Here is a 16,820-nt window from a genome sequence, read left to right as displayed (position 1 = left end):
AGGTTTAAACATGAAAATTGCCATCATCGGAGCAATGGAAGAAGAAGTGAAATTATTAAGAGATAATATTGAGGGGCAAACACAAGAAATAATAGCCGGCTGTGAGTTTACCTTTGGACAAATGAATGGAGCAGATGTGATTTTGCTGCGTTCTGGAATTGGAAAAGTAAATGCAGCAATGTCAACAACCATTTTACTTGAAAAATATAAGCCTGATTGCATAATCAACACAGGCTCTGCTGGAGGATTTAATCCTGATCTAAATGTAGGTGACGCAGTAATCTCAACAGAGGTTCGTCATCATGATGTGGATGTAACAGCCTTCGGTTATGAATATGGGCAGGTTCCTCAGCTTCCGGCAGCCTTCCTAGCTGATGATAAATTAGTTGAAGTTGCTGTAAATGCAGCGAAAGAACTAGATAAATTTAAAGTCGTAAAAGGCTTAATCGTAACAGGAGACTCCTTTATGGAAGACCCAGAACGTGTTAAGTTTGTACGATCAAAGTTTGATAAATTACAGGCTGTTGAAATGGAAGCCGCTGCGATTGCACAAGTAGCACATCGTTTCGGAGTTCCTTTCGTGATTATTCGTTCATTATCTGATATCGCTGGAAAGGAATCTGAAATCTCTTTTGATCAATTTATAGACCAAGCTGCAACCCATTCAGCTACTTTGGTCATGAAAATCGTGGCAGCCTTAAAATAGTCAACTCAGAAAGAGGTGGCGTGATAGTGAAAGTTTACAAAAATGTACATGAATTGATTGGTCACACACCTATGGTGGAAATTACTCAGTTCGCACTGCCGAAAGGAGTGCGCATTTTTGCTAAGCTGGAATTCATGAATCCTGGCGGCAGTGTTAAGGATCGTCTTGGTGTAGAGCTTTTGAGGGAGGCTTTTGAGTGTGGAAAGCTTCAAGAAGGTGGAACGGTTATTGAACCAACAGCTGGGAATACAGGGATTGGATTAGCGCTCGCCGCCATAAACCAAGGCTTGCAGGTTATTTTATGTGTACCTGAAAAGTTCAGTATTGAAAAACAAGAATTAATGAGAGCACTCGGAGCAAAAATTGTTCATACGCCAACTGAGAAAGGAATGAAGGGAGCCATCGCCAGGGCTGAAGAACTCCTTAAAGAAACTCCAGGTTCTTATTGTCCGCAGCAATTCGGCAATCCTGCAAATCCCCAAACGTATTATAAAACGCTAGGACCTGAGCTGTGGGAACAAATGGAAGGAAAAATAAGTATATTTGTTGCGGGTGCGGGTACCGGTGGAACCTTTATGGGAACAGCGCGTTATTTAAAAGAACAAAATAAAGACTTAAAGACTGTTATTGTCGAACCAGAGGGCTCGATAATAAATGGAGGTGAGTCAGGTCCTCATAAAACTGAGGGAATTGGTATGGAATTTCTTCCCGATTACATGGATCCGAATTATTTTGACGCTATTCATACCATCCCGGATGAAGATGCATTTAAGCTCGTGAAGGAATTAGCAGCAAAAGAAGGCTTATTAGTTGGCAGTTCATCTGGTGCTGCATTTAAGGCTGCCTTGTTGGAAGCAGAAGGTGCCAAATCTGAGACGAATATTGTTGTTATTTTTCCAGATGGCAGCGAACGCTATCTAAGTAAAAGGATTTTTGAAGGGGGGATTTAGGTGAAAAGAAAAACAAAATTAATTCATGGCGGCATTAGCACCGACCCGGCAACGGGTGCAGTCTCTTTCCCTATCTATCAAGTTAGTACCTATAAGCAAGAAGGAGTGGGCGGGCATAAAGGCTATGAGTATTCAAGAACAGGTAATCCTACTCGATTTGCTCTTGAAGAGCTGATTAAGGATCTAGAGGGTGGTCATGCAGGATTTGCTTTTGGTTCGGGAATGGCAGCCATGACTGCTGTTATGATGCTTTTTAACAGTGGAGACCATGTGATTTTAACAGATGATGTCTATGGCGGATCTTTTCGTGTTATGACAAAGGTATTAAACCGTCTAGGGATTGATTCAACTTTCGTTGATACCAGTAACCTAGACGCTATTGGTAGTGCGATAAAACCAAATACCAAGGCAATACATTTGGAGACACCGACAAATCCACTTTTAAAGATTACGGATATTGAAGAAGTAGCGAAACTTGCAAAAGAGCATGGATTGTTAACGATTGTTGATAATACGTTCTCAACACCTTATTGGCAAAACCCGATAGAGTTTGGTGCTGATATTGTACTTCATAGTGCTACGAAGTATTTAGGCGGACATAGTGATGTCGTAGCAGGTTTAGCGGTAGTTAATAGTAAGCAGCTTGCGGAAGAGCTTCATTTTGTCCAGAACTCCACTGGAGGCGTACTCGGGCCACAAGATTCCTGGCTGCTAATCCGAGGGATTAAGACATTAGGTATTCGTATGGAAGAAACGGAAAAGAATACGGCTGCTATAGTAGATTTCCTACAAGGACACTCTAAAGTCATGAAAATATTTTACCCTGGGTTGGAAACACACCCAAATCATATAGTTGCAAAAAAACAGGTAAGAGGTTTTGGAGGGATGGTTTCATTTGATGTGGGAAGTGCAGAAAATGCAGATAAACTTTTAAGTAAAATTCATTATTTTACTTTGGCTGAAAGTCTAGGTGCCGTTGAAAGTCTGATTTCTGTACCAGCTAGAATGACTCATGCTTCCATTCCTATAGAACGACGAGCAGAATTGGGGATAACCGAGGGATTAGTTAGAATTTCTGTAGGACTTGAAGATGTAGATGATTTGATAGACGATCTAAACCAGGCACTAGAATAATAAAAAACCTATCCGGCTCATACGCCGGATTATTTTTGTTCTGTTTTTCTAAAATTTACATTCACCTTTAATCTATTTTGTGTGTTACAGTAGTTTAGTAGATTTTAAGAAAAGCAGGTGACCAACAGTGGACAAACAAACAAAGAAGATTTATGAAAAAATGGTTGATTTTAAACAATTTGCCGTCGTATTACTCGCTGTCGGTGTATTTTTCTTTTTAGGTGTAATTATTCCGTCCGACTCAAAGAGTGAGATGGATGTAAATATAATGATGATTGCTTCAATGTCATTTTTAGCAGTGTCGATTTTACTATTTATTCAATCGAAACAGTGCCAGCTAAAACTTAATGATATGGAAGGCGGCAACCAAAAATAAACGTTCCCTTTCGGACGTTTATTTTTTTTGCATCAAACCAGGCAATTTAATTATTTTTTGAAAAATTTCAAAAAAGTGGTTTACAAAGGATATATTGGTGGATATAATTACCGTAGTTAGTAAAAAATTCCGAAGGAGGTCGAAGAAAATGATGATGAAGTTAAAGGCTGCTATCACTGTTAACGCTATTTGGGTGACAACTGCATATGTAAATAAATTGCATTCGACCGACAGGAATGGATTGCTTAACTAATTATTTTAGTTACTATACATATCCATGCCGCAGGGAGAATGCTGCCCTGCGGTATTTTTGTGCCTAAAAAATGGCCGCAAGGGAGTAATTTCTTGCGGCCTTTTTGTGTCTGTAAAATGGATATTATTAACAAATTTGGTTATAAAAGAAAGTGAGGTGATTGTAATGACCCTAAATATATTTTTTATCTCGATAACTTTTAAAAAACATAAGGAAAGTCTTCAAGAAGCAGCCAGAAATGAAATGATTGAAAAACTTTATGAGCAAAACAAAGAACGTCAATTGACAAATTATCATTTACTATAAATTAACCCTCATTTAAAGGAAGTGTAAAAAAATGACTCTAAATATTTTATTTTTCTCCATTACAGTTAAGAAACATGAAGAAAGTCTGCAAGAAGCAATTCGGAATGAACAGATTGAAAAGCTGTATGATCAGCACAAAGACCGTCAACTTACGGCTTATCATTTAATGTAATAAACCCGTTAAGGGAGGTGAAATCATGACCTTAAATATTTTATTCTTATCCATTACCATTAAAAAACGCGAGATGAGTTTAGAGGAAGCAGCACACCAAGAAAAAATCGAGAAAATATATGAAGAAACGAAGGACCGTCAACTATCCGTTCATCGCATTATGTATTAAGGCTTAACAATAAAAAAACAGAAAGGTGGGTTTTACTATGATATATCTATTACAAAACCGTGGAGCAAGCTTTTGGAGTATGAAAGATACCACCTAGTTAGCCTATTAAGGAGGTAGCTGAAAATGCCAGTACACAATTTTTTATTGTTTCTTTTTATAAGTACAAAAAAGAAAAATCGAAAATGATTTCATATAGAATGTATATGATTGTCCTAAACAATGTTAACAGAATGTTCACATTCCCTAAAGATAGACACTGTGAAAATATGATAAATTCGAAGTAGATAATAGGGTCTATCTAAAGGGGTGGGAATATGTTCATGGTCGTAATGGCTTTGGTCATAACTGGGGCGATTAGCTGTGTAATATCAGCAGAACTAAGCGTAGAATAACAAAAAAGGCATTGATCTTTTAATAGGTCAATGCTTTTTTCATGTGTATGCTAATAGGCTTTATTTTTAAATAAAATGTCTTGGACAGACACATTCTGCCTGTTTCTTACATAGGAATTAGTTATAGGCAAAGCCCAAAAAAGCACGGGGGTGTATGTGCATGGCAGGCATTTTCACAGCACTAGGTTATCTCATTAAGGAATTTTTATTTCTTGTCTCTTATGTAAAAAACAATGCTTTTCCGCAGCCCCTATCTGCTGCAGATGAAAGGAAATATTTACGGTTAATGGCAGAAGGGGACTCACATGCTCGTAATATGTTAATTGAACATAATTTACGGCTTGTAGCTCATATTGTTAAAAAATTTGAAAATACCGGGGAAGATTCAGAGGATTTAATTTCAATAGGTACGATTGGATTAATTAAAGCAATAGAGAGTTATTCAGAAGGCAAAGGAACAAAGCTGGCTACGTATGCAGCAAGATGTATTGAAAACGAGATTCTTATGCATCTGCGAGCTTTAAAGAAGACAAAAAAGGATGTCTCCTTGCATGATCCGATTGGACAGGATAAAGAGGGGAATGAAATTTCGCTTATTGATGTTCTTAAATCGGAATCAGAAGATGTTATCGATACAATCCAGTTAAACATGGAACTAGAAAAAATTCGGAAATATATTGATGTCCTCGATGATAGGGAGAAGGAAGTGATCGTCGGTCGTTTTGGTCTGGACCTTCAAAAAGAAAAGACACAGCGAGAAATTGCCAAAGAATTAGGCATTTCAAGAAGTTATGTTTCGAGGATTGAAAAAAGAGCATTAATGAAGATGTTTCATGAATTTTATCGTGCTGAAAAAGAGCGTAAGAAAAAGAACTAAAATGAGAGCCGGAGATTATTCCGACTCTTTTTTCTTGTTAAAACGGCTAATGCCTATACATGGCACAAAAACGGGACATAACCTATTATAAAAGGAAAAGGGGGTATATATATGTCATATGGTTACCCAAATTCTTGTTGCTGCTCAGCCCCTTATCCAGTCTATCCGGTTCCTTATACAACGGGTGGGGGAGGATGGTTCGCACTATTTATCGTATTATTAATACTAGTCCTCATCTTTGGCGGCTGGTGGTATTATAAAACCTGCTGTTAAGACAAGGATGCTTGTGCACTTTTAGCACAAGCTATTTTTTATGTAAACACTAATAATAGAATTATTCAAAAAATATATTATAATGAAAAGGTACATAGACGAAGGGGGAATAACATGACAGCGGTTACATATTTAGATGTTTGGAATCTTGAAGTGTTTTTTAAAGGTGGAAGCGATTCAGCGGAACTTGCAGCCCACTTAAAGGTAACAAAGGAATTGATTGAAAACTTTGAAACAAAAGTACATAACTGGACACCACTTAATAAAACAGAAGATAAGGTTTATTTAAAGGAGCTACTATCAGATTTTGAACTAGCAGGTAAAAAGCTTCGCCAAGCTGCAGCATTTGTAGGCTGCCTCCAAGCTCAAAATACAGAAGATAAAAAGGCGTATGCACTTGAAGCAACAGTAACAGGGCTTAGTGCGGTATTTCAATCTGCTCTTAGTGCATTTGATAATCTATTATCATCAATCAATGATGAGGTATGGGCACAAGTGTTAGAGGATGAATACCTAAAAGAGTTGACGTTTTCGTTAACAGAAAGGCGCGAGCGGGCAAAAGAAAAGCTTTCAATTGAGGAAGAATCATTAATAAGTGCGCTGGGTGTGGATGGCTATCATAGCTGGGGTCAATTGTATGATCTTATTGTTAGTAAAATAAAAGTCCCTGTTGAGGAAAACGGTGAGGTAAAACAGCTATCAGTCGGGCAGGCAGCAAATAGATTTTCAAGTTCAAACAGGGAAGTACGCAAAGATGTGTTTAAAAGTTGGGAAAAGTCTTGGAACGAACAAGCTGATTATTTGTCAAAAACATTAAATCATCTTTCAGGTTTTCGTTTAAATGTTTATAAAAAACGTGGCTGGAAAGATGTATTAAAAGAACCATTAAGTATTAATCGAATGAAGAAAGAAACGTTAGAAACGATGTGGGCTGTGATTTCAGAAAATAAACAGCCTCTTGTTGAATACTTAAATCGTAAAGCGAAACTTTTAGGACTTGAAAAGTTAAGTTGGTTTGACTTAGATGCACCATATGGAAAAACGGAATCAAAGGTTTCTTACCAAGAAGGCGCAGAATTTATTGAGCAAAATTTTGCTCTTTTCGGTGAAAAAATGGCTGCTTTTGCTAAAAAAGCATTTGAAAATCAATGGATTGAAGCAGAGGATCGTCCAGGGAAGGCACCAGGTGGTTTCTGTACAGGGTTTCCTGAAAGTGAAGAATCCCGTATTTTTATGACTTATTCAGGTACTCCTTCCAATGTTTCAACACTGGCTCACGAGCTGGGACATGGATTTCATTCCTATGCTATGAAAGGTGTACATTATCTGAATCGCGGGTATGCGATGAATGTTGCTGAAACGGCATCGACTTTTGCGGAAATGATTGTTGCAGATGCTGCTGTAAAAAATGCTAAGGACGAAGAAGAAAAACTTGCTTTGCTGGATGATAAAATCCAACGAACCGTTGCTCTGTTGATGAACATTCATGCACGCTTTTTATTTGAAACTCGTTTTTATGAGGAAAGAACGCGTGGCCCGGTATCGGTTGACACGTTAAATAATTTAATGGAAGAAGCTCAGAAGGAAGCTTACTGTGAAGCTTTAGATGAATATCATCCATTATTCTGGGCATCCAAGCTTCATTTCTTTATCACGAGCGTACCGTTTTATAATTTCCCGTATACATTTGGCTATTTGTTCTCTCTTGGAATTTACGCACAGGCGCTAGAGGAAGGTACAGGATACGAAGAAAAGTATATTTCTTTATTAAGAGATACCGCATCCATGAGTGTTGAAGATCTTGCTGCAAAGCATTTACAAGTCGATTTAGTCCAAAAAGATTTCTGGGAAAAGGCGGTCAAAATCTGTATTGATGATATAGACGAATTCCTTCAATTAACAGAAAATAAATAAAAAATAGAGCCCAGCAGACTCTCTGCTGGGCTTTGTTGTTACATTTTCCTAAGTTTAAATGGACTGACCATAAGGAATGATAAAATGATGATAATGAATAAAAAGGTCTGAGCTGGTAAAAAAGGAATGGCTAAAAAGCTTAAAGTTGCCAAACAGCCCGCTGCGGTAATCGGTAAACCGGTAAAATACCCATTGTTTTCAGTGATATTAAAGCGTGCCAATCTAAAAGCACCACAACCAATATAAAAAACGGTGAAGAACGAACCTGGTCCGCCAAATTCATGTAAAATTCCTTGATATAGTAATAGTGCTGGCGCCACTCCAAATGATATAATATCACTCATGGAATCCAATTGTTTGCCTAAGTCTGACTCGATATTGAATCTTCTTGCAACCATTCCATCAAAACGATCAGCTAAGGCAGCAATGAAGATTAAAAGCAGGCTTAATCGTAAATTCCCTTCCATCGCAAAAATGATCGCAAAACCACCAAAAGATAAATTTGTTAATGTAATAACGTTCGCAGTTTGGGACTTTAGTTTCTTGATTGTAGAATCAAAAACATCTAATAAAAACATTTAGCTCCACCACTCCTTTTCAACAAGCAGGAAGAGAACTTTATTTATTTTCCTAACTCTATTTATTTAATCTTAAGCTTTTTAAGCAATTTCGTAAAGAGTATTTTTACACTTTTTGGGGGTCATGTAATGTTAAAGCAAGTATATCGTTTAATGATAGAGCTAACTAATGGGAGATGGACATCAGTCATTTTACGGCGATTTGCACGCTCCCGGCTAAGCAGATTAGTAGTGCCTTCATTCGCAAAGATTTATAAATTAAATCAGGATGAAATGGAAAAAGCACTGCATGAATATCAAACACTTCACGATTTATTTATCCGTACGCTAAAAAGAGAAGTGAGAATGGTTGATAAAAATGAAAATTCAGTAGTAAGTCCAGTGGATGCAGTGATTGAGGATATTGGCTCCATTAATGAAGCAAGTGAAATGGTGGTTAAGGGTAAGCCATATTCTATTCAAGAAATGTTAGGAAATGATAAGGAAGCCTTAAAATACTTAAATGGTACATATATGGTGCTCTATTTAAGCCCTAGTCATTACCACCGGATTCATAGTCCTGTAGATGGGACAATCGTAAAACAGTGGACACTTGGCTCAAAATCCTATCCTGTCAATAAAATGGGTTTAAAGTATGGGGTCCGAACGTTAGCAAAAAACTATCGAATGATAACGGAAGTAAATACACCAAGCGGGCATATTGCAATCGTCAAAGTAGGAGCGATGTTTGTAAATTCCATAGAGAAAACTCATAAAGGGATGACTCTTAATAAAGGCGAGGAAATGGCTTATTTTAGTTTCGGTTCTACTGTCGTTTTGTTATTCGAAAAAGGAATTTTTCAGATAGATTCCTCTATCCAAACACCAAAGGATATTCGAATAGGTGAAAGAATTGGAGTCCTGGTAAACGAAAATCGCGGCACTTAATCAGTGCCGTACTTTTTTCTAAAAAAGAAAAAGCCCTCAAGGGGCATATGGTTTATCTTATTAAGAAGAAATTTTCATTTTGTTGAATAGAGATCGACGATGAATTTCCGTCTCAATTAGATGTATAAACTCAGGGCTTAAATTTAATTCTCTAGCTTTATAATAGGATTCAAGCAGTAATTCATCTGACAGTTTACGCAAGCCAGAATGCACCTCCATAAAAAAATATATGGTACTAAAATGTATAATTGAAGCATAAAATGGTAGGTTCAATTGCTGTACCCTAAATCTACCAAATTAATTTCTATAGGACAACCTTTCCAATTATTCACAATTTGCAGTGGATAACTTGTGACTAATTTGTTTATAAAGTATATAAAAGTGGCTGAAACAATGGGTATAATGTTAATAACTTTATCCACAGGAGTGGAAATGCTAAGATTTTGTCGAAAAATATTTTTTATATTTAGTAATTACAACAAAAAGCGTTCATAAATACTGAAAAATTGTCGGACTTTGACAAATAATAAAACATAACGGATATAATAGTTTTATTTTGATACTACGGTTAAAATTGGTTATGATGGTACAGATAAACAGATGAATTAATGAGGTGTAAACTTAGTGCTAAAGATTTTTTTACCTGATGAGCATGTAAAAAGCATATTAGATATTAAACCGGAAGACCTGAAAAAAAGAGGGATTAAGGGTATCATTACTGATTTGGATAATACGCTTGTGGAATGGGATCGGCCGAATGCCACACCTGAGCTCATAAAATGGTTTGAACAAATAAAACAACACAATATACTTGTAACAATTGTTTCTAATAATAATGAAATGCGAGTAAAGGAATTCTCCGACCCATTAAAGATTCCTTTTATCTTTCAAGCACGTAAACCATTGGTCCGCGCATTTAATAAGGCGGTATCTCAAATGGGAATTAAAAAGGAAGAAGCTGTTGTTATTGGGGACCAATTATTAACGGATGTATTAGGTGGAAATCGAAGCGGTTTTCATACAATACTTGTGGTTCCTGTTGCGAAAACAGATGGTTTTTTTACAAGATTTAACCGCTTTGCTGAACGAAGAATTATGAATTGGTTCAGAAAAAAAGGCATGATTCAATGGGAGGACTAAAGTGTGAGTGAACAAGAACAATATTTGTGTATGGGGTGCGGTGTAAAGGTTCAGACTGAAAACCCTGCGGAGCTGGGATATGCACCGTCATCAGCACTCGAAAAGGATAGTATTATTTGCCAGCGATGTTTTCGTCTAAAACATTACAATGAGGTTCAGGATGTCAGTTTAACCGATGATGACTTCTTGAAAATTTTAAATGGGATTGGTCAGACAGATGCATTAATTGTAATGATTGTTGATATTTTTGACTTTAATGGAAGTTGGCTGCCTGGATTACACCGATTTGTCGGTAATAACAAGATTATCCTGGTTGGTAACAAGGTGGACTTATTGCCGAAATCGGTGAAACATAACAAATTGATTAATTGGATGAAACAGGAATCAAAAGGGCTGGGACTAAGACCTGAAGAGGTATATTTAGTCAGTGCTGAGAAAGGTAAGTTCATCAAAGAAACGGCAGCTGCCATAGATGAAATGCGGAATGGAAAAGATGTTTATGTGGTAGGATGTACAAATGTAGGGAAATCTACCTTTATAAATAGAATAATTAAAGAGGTTACCGGTGAAGACGATATTATTACTACATCACACTTTCCAGGCACCACTTTAGACATCATTAAAATCCCGCTTGAGGATGGCAAGGCCTTGATTGATTCACCTGGAATTATTAATCATCATCAAATGGCACACTATGTTGATAAAAGCGATTTAAAAATTATTACTCCGAAAAAAGAGATAAAACCAAAGGTATTTCAATTAAATGCGGGACAAACCTTGTTTTTTGGAGGATTAGCTCGATTTGATTTTATAAGTGGTGAAAGGAATTCTTTTGTCTGTCATGTTTCAAATGAAATTAACATTCATCGCACCAAAACAGATAATGCCGATGAACTATATCGAAACCATGTTGGGGAACTGCTGGCTCCGCCTCGAAAGGATGAATTGGATTCATTTCCAGAGCTAGTGAGACAAGAATTTACGATTAAGGAAGCAAAAACAGATGTTGTATTTTCTGGACTTGGCTGGGTCACTGTTAACCAGCCGGGGGTAAAGATAGCAGCATATGTGCCAAAGGGTGTTCAAACCCTGACACGAAAATCCTTAATTTAATTTAGTAAAGGGAAATGAGGGGAAACAGGTGAAGAAACTTTTTGCGGTTTTGGGAGACCCAATTGGTCACTCAATGTCACCAATCATGCTTAATGATGTTTTAACCAATAATAATATCGATGCCCATTATCATCCTTTTAAAGTAAGTCCAGAGGATTTGGAAATAGCAATTAAAGGGTTAAAGGCGATTGGAATAGCGGGTTTTAATGTAACAATCCCACATAAAAGTGCTATCATTCCTTTTCTAGATGATATTGATGAATTGGCACTGCGCATTGGTGCAGTAAATACTGTGGTTAATGATAATGGGAAATTAGTCGGCTATAATACGGATGGATACGGATTTATAAAAGGTTTAGAACCGTACATCTCGTCCTTTTCTAACAAGAAAGTGTTAGTTATTGGAGCAGGAGGAGCTGCCAGGGCCATCTATTTTACGATGGCAAAAATGAATCCTCTTGCAATTGATATTACCAATCGAACGCTAATGAAAGCAAAAGAATTAATCCAAGCATGCCCGTTTGAATCAAACTCTAAGCCATTATCGTTAAAAGATGCAGAAGCTCATCTAAATGAATATGATGTAGTTATTCAAACAACAATGATAGGCATGTACCCAAATGTTTCGGAAACACCCATTAGTCTTAAAAATTTAAATAACCAGGCCTTGGTTTGTGATATTGTTTACAACCCACTAGAGACACAATTCTTGTTAGAGGCACGACAAAAAGGTGCAACCGTTCAAAATGGAGTTGAAATGTTTGTTTATCAAGGTGCGCTTGCATTTGAGAAATGGACAGGAATCTTCCCTGATGTAAAAAGAATGAGAGACAATGTATTAAGACAGTTGGAGGCGTGAAATGTTAACAGGTAAACAGAAAAGATTTTTACGTTCAAAAGCTCACCATCTAGACCCGATTTTTCAAGTAGGAAAAGGCGGGGTAAATGAAAACATGATAAAGCAAGTAGCAGATGCGTTAGAGGCAAGAGAGCTTTTTAAAATAAGTGTTTTGCAGAATTGTGAAGACGACAAAGATGTTGTTGCAGAAGAACTTGCTGCTGGAACTGGTGCAGAAATTGTTCAAATTATTGGAAATACGATTGTACTCTACAAAGAATCGGTAGAAAAGAAACAAATTTCACTCCCATAGTAAAGGAGGGTTCATCATGACAAAGGTTGGGATATTGGGAGGGACATTTGACCCGCCTCATTACGGACATTTGTTAATTGCTAATGAGGTACTCACCAAACTAAATCTTGATGAAATTTGGTTTATGCCTAACCAAGAGCCCCCTCATAAAAAGAAATCGGAGTCAGTTGAGAATATAGAACGGCTTCAAATGCTTGAGCTTTCTATAAAAGGGAATCCATCATTTAATATTGAAAAAATTGAATTGGAGAGATCGGGTCCATCGTTCACTGTCGATACCATGAAAATATTGAATGAACAATATCCAAATCATGAATTTTTCTTCATTATAGGTGCAGATATGATTGAATACCTGCCTAAATGGCATAGAGTAGATGAATTGATGAAGCTGGTGAAATTTGTTGGTGTTGAAAGGCCGGATTATAGTATTGCAACAAAATATCCTATCATATACGTTGATGTTCCAGCGTTCGATGTGTCTTCAAGTATGATAAGAGATAGAGTACAGCAAGGGATGACGGTTCGTTATTTATTACCCGACTCGGTCATCGACTTTATTAGGGAGAATCACCTATATGGAACGTGAAAAGGCATTAAAAATAGTTAAAGAACAGTTGACTGACCATAGATATCAGCATACTTTAGGTGTGATGGAAACTGCCATTGCATTAGCACAAAAGTATGGTGCAGATGAAAAAAAAGCAGAAATAGCTGCAATCTTCCATGACTATGCTAAGTTTCGTCCTAAGGATGAAATGAAGCAAATTATTCTGGACCAAAACTTTCCTCGAGATTTACTCGATTATCACGCAGAGCTATGGCATGCTCCTGCTGGGGCCTACTTGGTGGAAACGGAAGTTGGAATAAAGGATAGGGATGTACTGGACGCGATTCGCTATCATACTTCTGGAAGACCAGGAATGACGCTGCTTGAAAAAATAATCTATTTAGCAGATTATATTGAACCAGGCCGGCATTTTCCAGGAGTGGATGAGGTTAGAGTCTTATCCAAAGAAAATTTAGAAACCGCATTAATACAAGCGGTTAAAAATACCATACTTTTCTTAATGAAAAAGAATCAACCGGTTTATCCGGATAGCTTTTTAACATATAATGATCTCGTCATGAGACAGGAGGATTGATTAATGTCTAATCAAGAATTATTAAAAATTGCTGTAAAAGCGGCAGATGATAAAAGAGCGGAAGATATTTTAGCACTTAATATGCAGGGGATCTCACTAATTGCCGATTATTTTATTATTTGTCACGGAAATTCGGATAAACAAGTTCAGGCGATTGCTAGAGAAATAAAGGAAAAAGCTGAAGAAAACGGATATAGCGTGCGTAGAATGGAAGGCTTTGATGAGGCTACATGGATCCTAATTGACCTTGGGGATGTGGTAGCGCATGTATTCCATCGTGATGAAAGAAGTTACTACAAATTAGAACGCTTATGGGGCGATGCGCCATTAGAGGATATTCGCAGTGAGCTGACAACATGAGCTATGAACAATTTGCCTATCTTTATGACGAGCTCATGCAAGATGCTCCATATGATGAATGGGTAAGATTTGTAAAAGAAAAATTGGCTAAGTATCAAGCAGGAGGTAAAAACCTGCTTGATTTGGCCTGTGGTACGGGAGAGCTCTCCGTTCGTTTTGCTAAGGAGGGCTTTTCGGTTACAGGTGTAGACTTATCTGCCGATATGCTTGCGGTTGCACAGGCAAAATCACAGGAATCAGGTTTGCAAATTCTTTTTTTTGAACAGGACATGGCTAGTTTAGAAGGACACGATGAATTTGATATTATCGGTATTTTTTGTGATTCGTTAAATTACTTACAATCTGATGAGGATGTTATACATACGTTTACCAGTGTCTTCAATCACCTAAAGAATGGCGGTATATTCTTTTTTGATGTCCATTCTATTTATAAAATTTCTCAGGTTTTTATAAACAAAAGCTTTACATTGGCAGAGGAACACCTATCCTATATTTGGAACAGTTTTGAAGGTGATGAACCTAACAGCGTAGAGCATGAATTAAGCTTTTTCGTTTTAGATGAACAAACAGGCAAGTATGACCGATTTGATGAACTCCATTATCAAAGAACATACCCTGTTCAACAATATTCGGACTGGTTAGCAGAAGCAGGTTTTGAATTGCTGGAAGTTAGTGCAGATTTCGAGAATCAAGAACCACAAGAACAATCAGAAAGAATATTTTTTATTGCGACAAAAAAGCCATCTTTTTAAAAAAAGATGGTTTTTTTTGAAAAAAATAAAGGATTTTGTTATTTTTTAGCGAATTAATACTTAGAAAATTGCAAATTAACCTTTTCTAAGTCTTCATTAAATTTTGAATGTGTTGCTTGGAAAAGATGTTCAAAGACCTCTCCAAGTTCTTCTTCCAATACTTTAATACCCTCGCCTGTGATACCACCCTTAACACAAACTTTTTCTTGTAATGAAGGCAATGTATAATGACCTTGTTTAATTAACTCACCTAGACCAACAATCATTTCACTAGCCATCACAGTCGCTGTTTCCTGATCAATCACAGTTTCTTTTACTGCAGCGAGTATAAACCGTTGCAGCAGATAACTGAAAAATGCTGGACCACAGCTGACAATATCAGAAGCCACTCTCGTTATCTTCTCATCAATGGTTACCGGTACTGAAATCTTCGCGAAAAGACTCTCCACTTTTGTTTTCCAACTATCACTGCACTGTTCTCCAAACGTTATAAGAGAGACTCCTGCTAATGCACGGTTTGTAATACTCGGAATAACCCTAATCACTGAACTTGTCGTTTTCGCAGCAAGTTGACTTGTATCGATAGGGCTAGTGATCGAAATGATACATTTCCTATTATTCAAGTGGGGATTAATCTCATCAAGAATTTTATAAACATCCAAGGGTTTTACGCAGATGAACACCAAATCGGCTTGAGATGCGACTGCAGCTGCATCTTCTCCAACCCTTATACCCTTATATTTATCTTTTAGCAGCGTCGCTTTAGTTTTTGTTCTATTTGTAATAACCATTGAAGAAGGGGAAACTGCTTTTCCGTCAATTAAAGCCTCAATCAAAATTGTCCCCATATTACCGGTACCTATGATACCAATTTTCATTATCCTGACCCTCCTTCGCATGCAGATTCTCTAATAACAATATGAAAATTGATAGTGAAATATACCAATTGAAAGGATGGATTCATTATGAGGAATTGGATGTATGAGCATAAAATTTATCTGATTATTGCTGTTATCATAGCTTTTGGAACTGTTTATTATTTGTTAGAGGAGAGAAAAACATCTTCAGAAATCAATGTAGAAGAAATTGTTCCTGCTGTGATAAATGAAGTGGAGGAGGTTACCCAGCCAACAGAGAACCAAATAAAGTCAGCAGAAAGACTAATAGTAGATGTAAAGGGGCAGGTAAAAATGCCCGGTGTTTATTCAGCCAGTCAGGATGAAAGGGTTATAGATGTAGTTCAGCGTGCTGGGGGGGTAACGGAGTACGCTGATGAAAACAAGGTAAATTTTGCCGAGCGTGTGCAGGATGCGATGGTGATTTATATTCCTGCTAAGGGAGAGGAAGGGATTATGCCGGAGGGGATGACTAGTAATCCTTCGGACACTGGCGGCACGAAACAAGGAAAAATTAATATTAACAAAGCAGATGAAATGGAATTGCAAAACTTGCCAGGGATTGGTCCTTCAAAGGCAGCTGCGATAAGGGAATACAGGGATACAAATGGCCTGTTTAAAAGTATTGAAGATTTAAAAAATATAAGCGGTATTGGTGACAAAACATTTGATAAACTAAAAGATTTAATTACCGTGCAATAAGGATAACTTATTGACCTTTTAAAGCCTCCAATATTACACTTAAGGCAGAAAGAATCGAAATTTGGAGGAGTTGGAGAAAGTGGAGCGCATTTCATGGGATCAATATTTTATGGCACAAAGCCATTTACTGGCCTTAAGAAGTACATGTACAAGGCTTACAGTGGGAGCGACGATTGTCAGAGATAAACGAATTATTGCAGGGGGGTATAATGGTTCAATTGCTGGTGGAGACCATTGTATCGATAAAGGATGTTATGTGATCGATAATCATTGTGTAAGAACGATTCATGCAGAAATGAATGCTCTACTGCAATGTGCTAAATTTGGTGTTCCTACAGCTGACTCAGAAATTTATGTCACTCATTTTCCATGCCTGCAGTGTTGTAAAGCCATTATTCAGGCTGGGATTAAAACAGTCTATTACGCAGAAGATTATAAAAATCACCCTCACGCAGTGGAGTTATTTCAGCAAGCTAACGTAAAGACGGAGAAGGTTGAATTAAAAGAATCAGTTATTGATTTACGTCAATTAAATCA

23 protein-coding genes and 1 pseudogene are annotated in these 16,820 nt (G+C 37.2%); 21 read left to right on the top strand and 3 right to left on the bottom strand.

Annotated features, from left to right (window positions below; genetic code table 11):
* Nucleotides 1-10: 10 nt before the first annotated feature.
* The 10 genes from mtnN to QNH29_RS22830 all read left to right on the top strand — a co-directional run bounded on the left by mtnN (nt 11) and on the right by QNH29_RS22830 (nt 7,522).
* The gene (mtnN, locus tag QNH29_RS22875) at nt 11-706 is read left to right on the top strand and encodes a 5'-methylthioadenosine/S-adenosylhomocysteine nucleosidase (RefSeq protein WP_283861595.1); all 696 of its coding nucleotides are present in this window, start codon (nt 11-13) and stop codon (nt 704-706) included.
* A gap of 26 nt (nt 707-732) precedes the next feature.
* The gene (locus tag QNH29_RS22870) at nt 733-1,656 is read left to right on the top strand and encodes a PLP-dependent cysteine synthase family protein (protein WP_283861594.1); all 924 of its coding nucleotides are present in this window, start codon (nt 733-735) and stop codon (nt 1,654-1,656) included.
* Nucleotides 1,657-2,790, top strand: a complete 1,134-nt coding sequence (locus QNH29_RS22865) for a bifunctional cystathionine gamma-lyase/homocysteine desulfhydrase (protein WP_283861593.1) — start codon at nt 1,657-1,659, stop codon at nt 2,788-2,790.
* A 127-nt stretch (nt 2,791-2,917) separates the two neighbouring features.
* A complete protein-coding gene (locus QNH29_RS22860; protein WP_283861592.1) occupies nt 2,918-3,166 on the top strand; it encodes a YrhC family protein in 249 nt (82 codons plus the stop codon).
* 358 nt (nt 3,167-3,524) lie between these two features.
* Complete coding sequence (locus QNH29_RS22855; RefSeq protein ID WP_283861591.1) at nt 3,525-3,725, top strand: YrzI family small protein; 201 nt, start codon at nt 3,525-3,527, stop codon at nt 3,723-3,725.
* Nucleotides 3,726-3,756: 31 nt separating this feature from the next.
* Nucleotides 3,757-3,897, top strand: coding sequence for a YrzI family small protein (locus tag QNH29_RS22850; RefSeq protein WP_283861590.1), 141 nt, complete (start codon nt 3,757-3,759; stop codon nt 3,895-3,897).
* Nucleotides 3,898-3,922: 25 nt separating this feature from the next.
* Complete coding sequence (locus tag QNH29_RS22845; protein WP_283861589.1) at nt 3,923-4,066, top strand: YrzI family small protein; 144 nt, start codon at nt 3,923-3,925, stop codon at nt 4,064-4,066.
* Nucleotides 4,067-4,618: 552 nt separating this feature from the next.
* Complete coding sequence (gene sigK, locus QNH29_RS22840; protein WP_045517798.1) at nt 4,619-5,335, top strand: RNA polymerase sporulation sigma factor SigK; 717 nt, start codon at nt 4,619-4,621, stop codon at nt 5,333-5,335.
* 111 nt (nt 5,336-5,446) lie between these two features.
* Complete coding sequence (locus QNH29_RS22835) at nt 5,447-5,608, top strand: hypothetical protein (RefSeq protein WP_283861588.1); 162 nt, start codon at nt 5,447-5,449, stop codon at nt 5,606-5,608.
* 114 nt (nt 5,609-5,722) lie between these two features.
* Nucleotides 5,723-7,522, top strand: coding sequence for a M3 family oligoendopeptidase (locus QNH29_RS22830; RefSeq protein WP_283861587.1), 1,800 nt, complete (start codon nt 5,723-5,725; stop codon nt 7,520-7,522).
* Nucleotides 7,523-7,560: 38 nt separating this feature from the next.
* Here QNH29_RS22830 and pssA read toward each other — a convergent pair whose 3' ends face one another.
* The gene (gene pssA, locus QNH29_RS22825; protein WP_283861586.1) at nt 7,561-8,100 is read right to left on the bottom strand and encodes a CDP-diacylglycerol--serine O-phosphatidyltransferase; all 540 of its coding nucleotides are present in this window, start codon (nt 8,098-8,100) and stop codon (nt 7,561-7,563) included.
* Between the two features lie 129 nt (nt 8,101-8,229).
* Between pssA and QNH29_RS22820 the strand changes: the two genes are divergently transcribed.
* Entirely contained in the window at nt 8,230-9,027 is a 798-nt protein-coding gene (locus tag QNH29_RS22820) for a phosphatidylserine decarboxylase (RefSeq protein ID WP_283861585.1), read from the top strand.
* A 60-nt stretch (nt 9,028-9,087) separates the two neighbouring features.
* Here the strand turns inward: QNH29_RS22820 and QNH29_RS22815 are convergent, their stop codons facing one another.
* On the bottom strand, nt 9,088-9,228 hold the full coding sequence (locus tag QNH29_RS22815) for a sporulation histidine kinase inhibitor Sda (RefSeq protein WP_283861584.1): 141 nt from the start codon (nt 9,226-9,228) through the stop codon (nt 9,088-9,090).
* Nucleotides 9,229-9,651: 423 nt separating this feature from the next.
* On the opposite strand from QNH29_RS22815, the gene QNH29_RS22810 reads away from it, so the two are divergent.
* From QNH29_RS22810 to QNH29_RS22775, 8 genes are read left to right on the top strand one after another with little or no spacing between them, the layout of a single operon-like run.
* Complete coding sequence (locus QNH29_RS22810; RefSeq protein WP_283861583.1) at nt 9,652-10,167, top strand: YqeG family HAD IIIA-type phosphatase; 516 nt, start codon at nt 9,652-9,654, stop codon at nt 10,165-10,167.
* A gap of 30 nt (nt 10,168-10,197) precedes the next feature.
* Nucleotides 10,198-11,280, top strand: coding sequence for a ribosome biogenesis GTPase YqeH (yqeH, locus tag QNH29_RS22805; protein ID WP_283865724.1), 1,083 nt, complete (start codon nt 10,198-10,200; stop codon nt 11,278-11,280).
* 28 nt (nt 11,281-11,308) lie between these two features.
* A complete protein-coding gene (gene aroE, locus QNH29_RS22800) occupies nt 11,309-12,139 on the top strand; it encodes a shikimate dehydrogenase (RefSeq protein ID WP_283861582.1) in 831 nt (276 codons plus the stop codon).
* A gap of 1 nt (nt 12,140) precedes the next feature.
* Nucleotides 12,141-12,431, top strand: a complete 291-nt coding sequence (gene yhbY / locus QNH29_RS22795; protein ID WP_283861581.1) for a ribosome assembly RNA-binding protein YhbY — start codon at nt 12,141-12,143, stop codon at nt 12,429-12,431.
* Between the two features lie 16 nt (nt 12,432-12,447).
* Nucleotides 12,448-13,017 carry a nicotinate-nucleotide adenylyltransferase gene (locus QNH29_RS22790; protein ID WP_283861580.1) on the top strand — a complete coding sequence of 190 codons (570 nt, stop codon included), beginning with the start codon at nt 12,448-12,450 and terminating at the stop codon, nt 13,015-13,017.
* Nucleotides 13,007-13,573: a bis(5'-nucleosyl)-tetraphosphatase (symmetrical) YqeK gene (gene yqeK, locus QNH29_RS22785; protein WP_283861579.1), complete on the top strand. Its 567-nt coding sequence runs from the start codon at nt 13,007-13,009 to the stop codon at nt 13,571-13,573. Before QNH29_RS22790 ends, yqeK begins: the two co-directional genes overlap by 11 nt.
* Before the next feature lie 3 nt (nt 13,574-13,576).
* Nucleotides 13,577-13,933, top strand: a complete 357-nt coding sequence (gene rsfS, locus QNH29_RS22780; protein WP_283861578.1) for a ribosome silencing factor — start codon at nt 13,577-13,579, stop codon at nt 13,931-13,933.
* On the top strand, nt 13,930-14,685 hold the full coding sequence (locus QNH29_RS22775; RefSeq protein WP_283861577.1) for a class I SAM-dependent DNA methyltransferase: 756 nt from the start codon (nt 13,930-13,932) through the stop codon (nt 14,683-14,685). The genes rsfS and QNH29_RS22775 overlap by 4 nt, the downstream gene beginning before the upstream one ends.
* Nucleotides 14,686-14,738: 53 nt before the next feature.
* On the opposite strand, the gene comER is transcribed toward QNH29_RS22775, so the two are convergent.
* Complete coding sequence (comER, locus tag QNH29_RS22770) at nt 14,739-15,563, bottom strand: late competence protein ComER (protein ID WP_283861576.1); 825 nt, start codon at nt 15,561-15,563, stop codon at nt 14,739-14,741.
* 99 nt (nt 15,564-15,662) lie between these two features.
* Between comER and QNH29_RS22765 the strand changes: the two genes are divergently transcribed.
* Both QNH29_RS22765 and QNH29_RS22760 read left to right on the top strand, forming a co-directional pair.
* Entirely contained in the window at nt 15,663-16,283 is a 621-nt protein-coding gene (locus tag QNH29_RS22765; RefSeq protein WP_283861575.1) for a helix-hairpin-helix domain-containing protein, read from the top strand.
* A gap of 79 nt (nt 16,284-16,362) precedes the next feature.
* Nucleotides 16,363-16,809, top strand: a pseudogene (locus QNH29_RS22760) (ComE operon protein 2); the annotation flags it as partial.
* Nucleotides 16,810-16,820 lie beyond the last annotated feature (11 nt).

The sequence above is a fragment of the Neobacillus sp. DY30 genome (assembly GCF_030123065.1).
In the GTDB taxonomy this organism is placed as follows: domain Bacteria; phylum Bacillota; class Bacilli; order Bacillales; family Cytobacillaceae; genus Neobacillus.
Note: the sequence above shows the minus strand (reverse complement) of the source record. Positions and strands in the feature narration are given on the sequence as shown.

Excerpts from the sequence above, each read along its gene's own strand:
- mtnN (WP_283861595.1), top strand. The coding sequence starts at position 11 with ATGAAAATTGCCATCATCGGAGCAATGGAAGAAGAAGTGAAATTATTA.
- QNH29_RS22850 (WP_283861590.1), top strand. The coding sequence starts at position 3,757 with ATGACTCTAAATATTTTATTTTTCTCCATTACAGTTAAGAAACATGAA.
- QNH29_RS22845 (WP_283861589.1), top strand. The coding sequence starts at position 3,923 with ATGACCTTAAATATTTTATTCTTATCCATTACCATTAAAAAACGCGAG.
- sigK (WP_045517798.1), top strand. The coding sequence starts at position 4,619 with ATGGCAGGCATTTTCACAGCACTAGGTTATCTCATTAAGGAATTTTTA.
- QNH29_RS22835 (WP_283861588.1), top strand. The coding sequence starts at position 5,447 with ATGTCATATGGTTACCCAAATTCTTGTTGCTGCTCAGCCCCTTATCCA.
- QNH29_RS22830 (WP_283861587.1), top strand. The coding sequence starts at position 5,723 with ATGACAGCGGTTACATATTTAGATGTTTGGAATCTTGAAGTGTTTTTT.
- pssA (WP_283861586.1), bottom strand. The coding sequence starts at position 8,100 with ATGTTTTTATTAGATGTTTTTGATTCTACAATCAAGAAACTAAAGTCC.
- QNH29_RS22820 (WP_283861585.1), top strand. The coding sequence starts at position 8,230 with ATGTTAAAGCAAGTATATCGTTTAATGATAGAGCTAACTAATGGGAGA.
- yqeH (WP_283865724.1), top strand. The coding sequence starts at position 10,198 with ATGGGGTGCGGTGTAAAGGTTCAGACTGAAAACCCTGCGGAGCTGGGA.
- yhbY (WP_283861581.1), top strand. The coding sequence starts at position 12,141 with ATGTTAACAGGTAAACAGAAAAGATTTTTACGTTCAAAAGCTCACCAT.
- QNH29_RS22790 (WP_283861580.1), top strand. The coding sequence starts at position 12,448 with ATGACAAAGGTTGGGATATTGGGAGGGACATTTGACCCGCCTCATTAC.
- yqeK (WP_283861579.1), top strand. The coding sequence starts at position 13,007 with ATGGAACGTGAAAAGGCATTAAAAATAGTTAAAGAACAGTTGACTGAC.
- rsfS (WP_283861578.1), top strand. The coding sequence starts at position 13,577 with ATGTCTAATCAAGAATTATTAAAAATTGCTGTAAAAGCGGCAGATGAT.
- QNH29_RS22775 (WP_283861577.1), top strand. The coding sequence starts at position 13,930 with ATGAGCTATGAACAATTTGCCTATCTTTATGACGAGCTCATGCAAGAT.
- comER (WP_283861576.1), bottom strand. The coding sequence starts at position 15,563 with ATGAAAATTGGTATCATAGGTACCGGTAATATGGGGACAATTTTGATT.
- QNH29_RS22765 (WP_283861575.1), top strand. The coding sequence starts at position 15,663 with ATGTATGAGCATAAAATTTATCTGATTATTGCTGTTATCATAGCTTTT.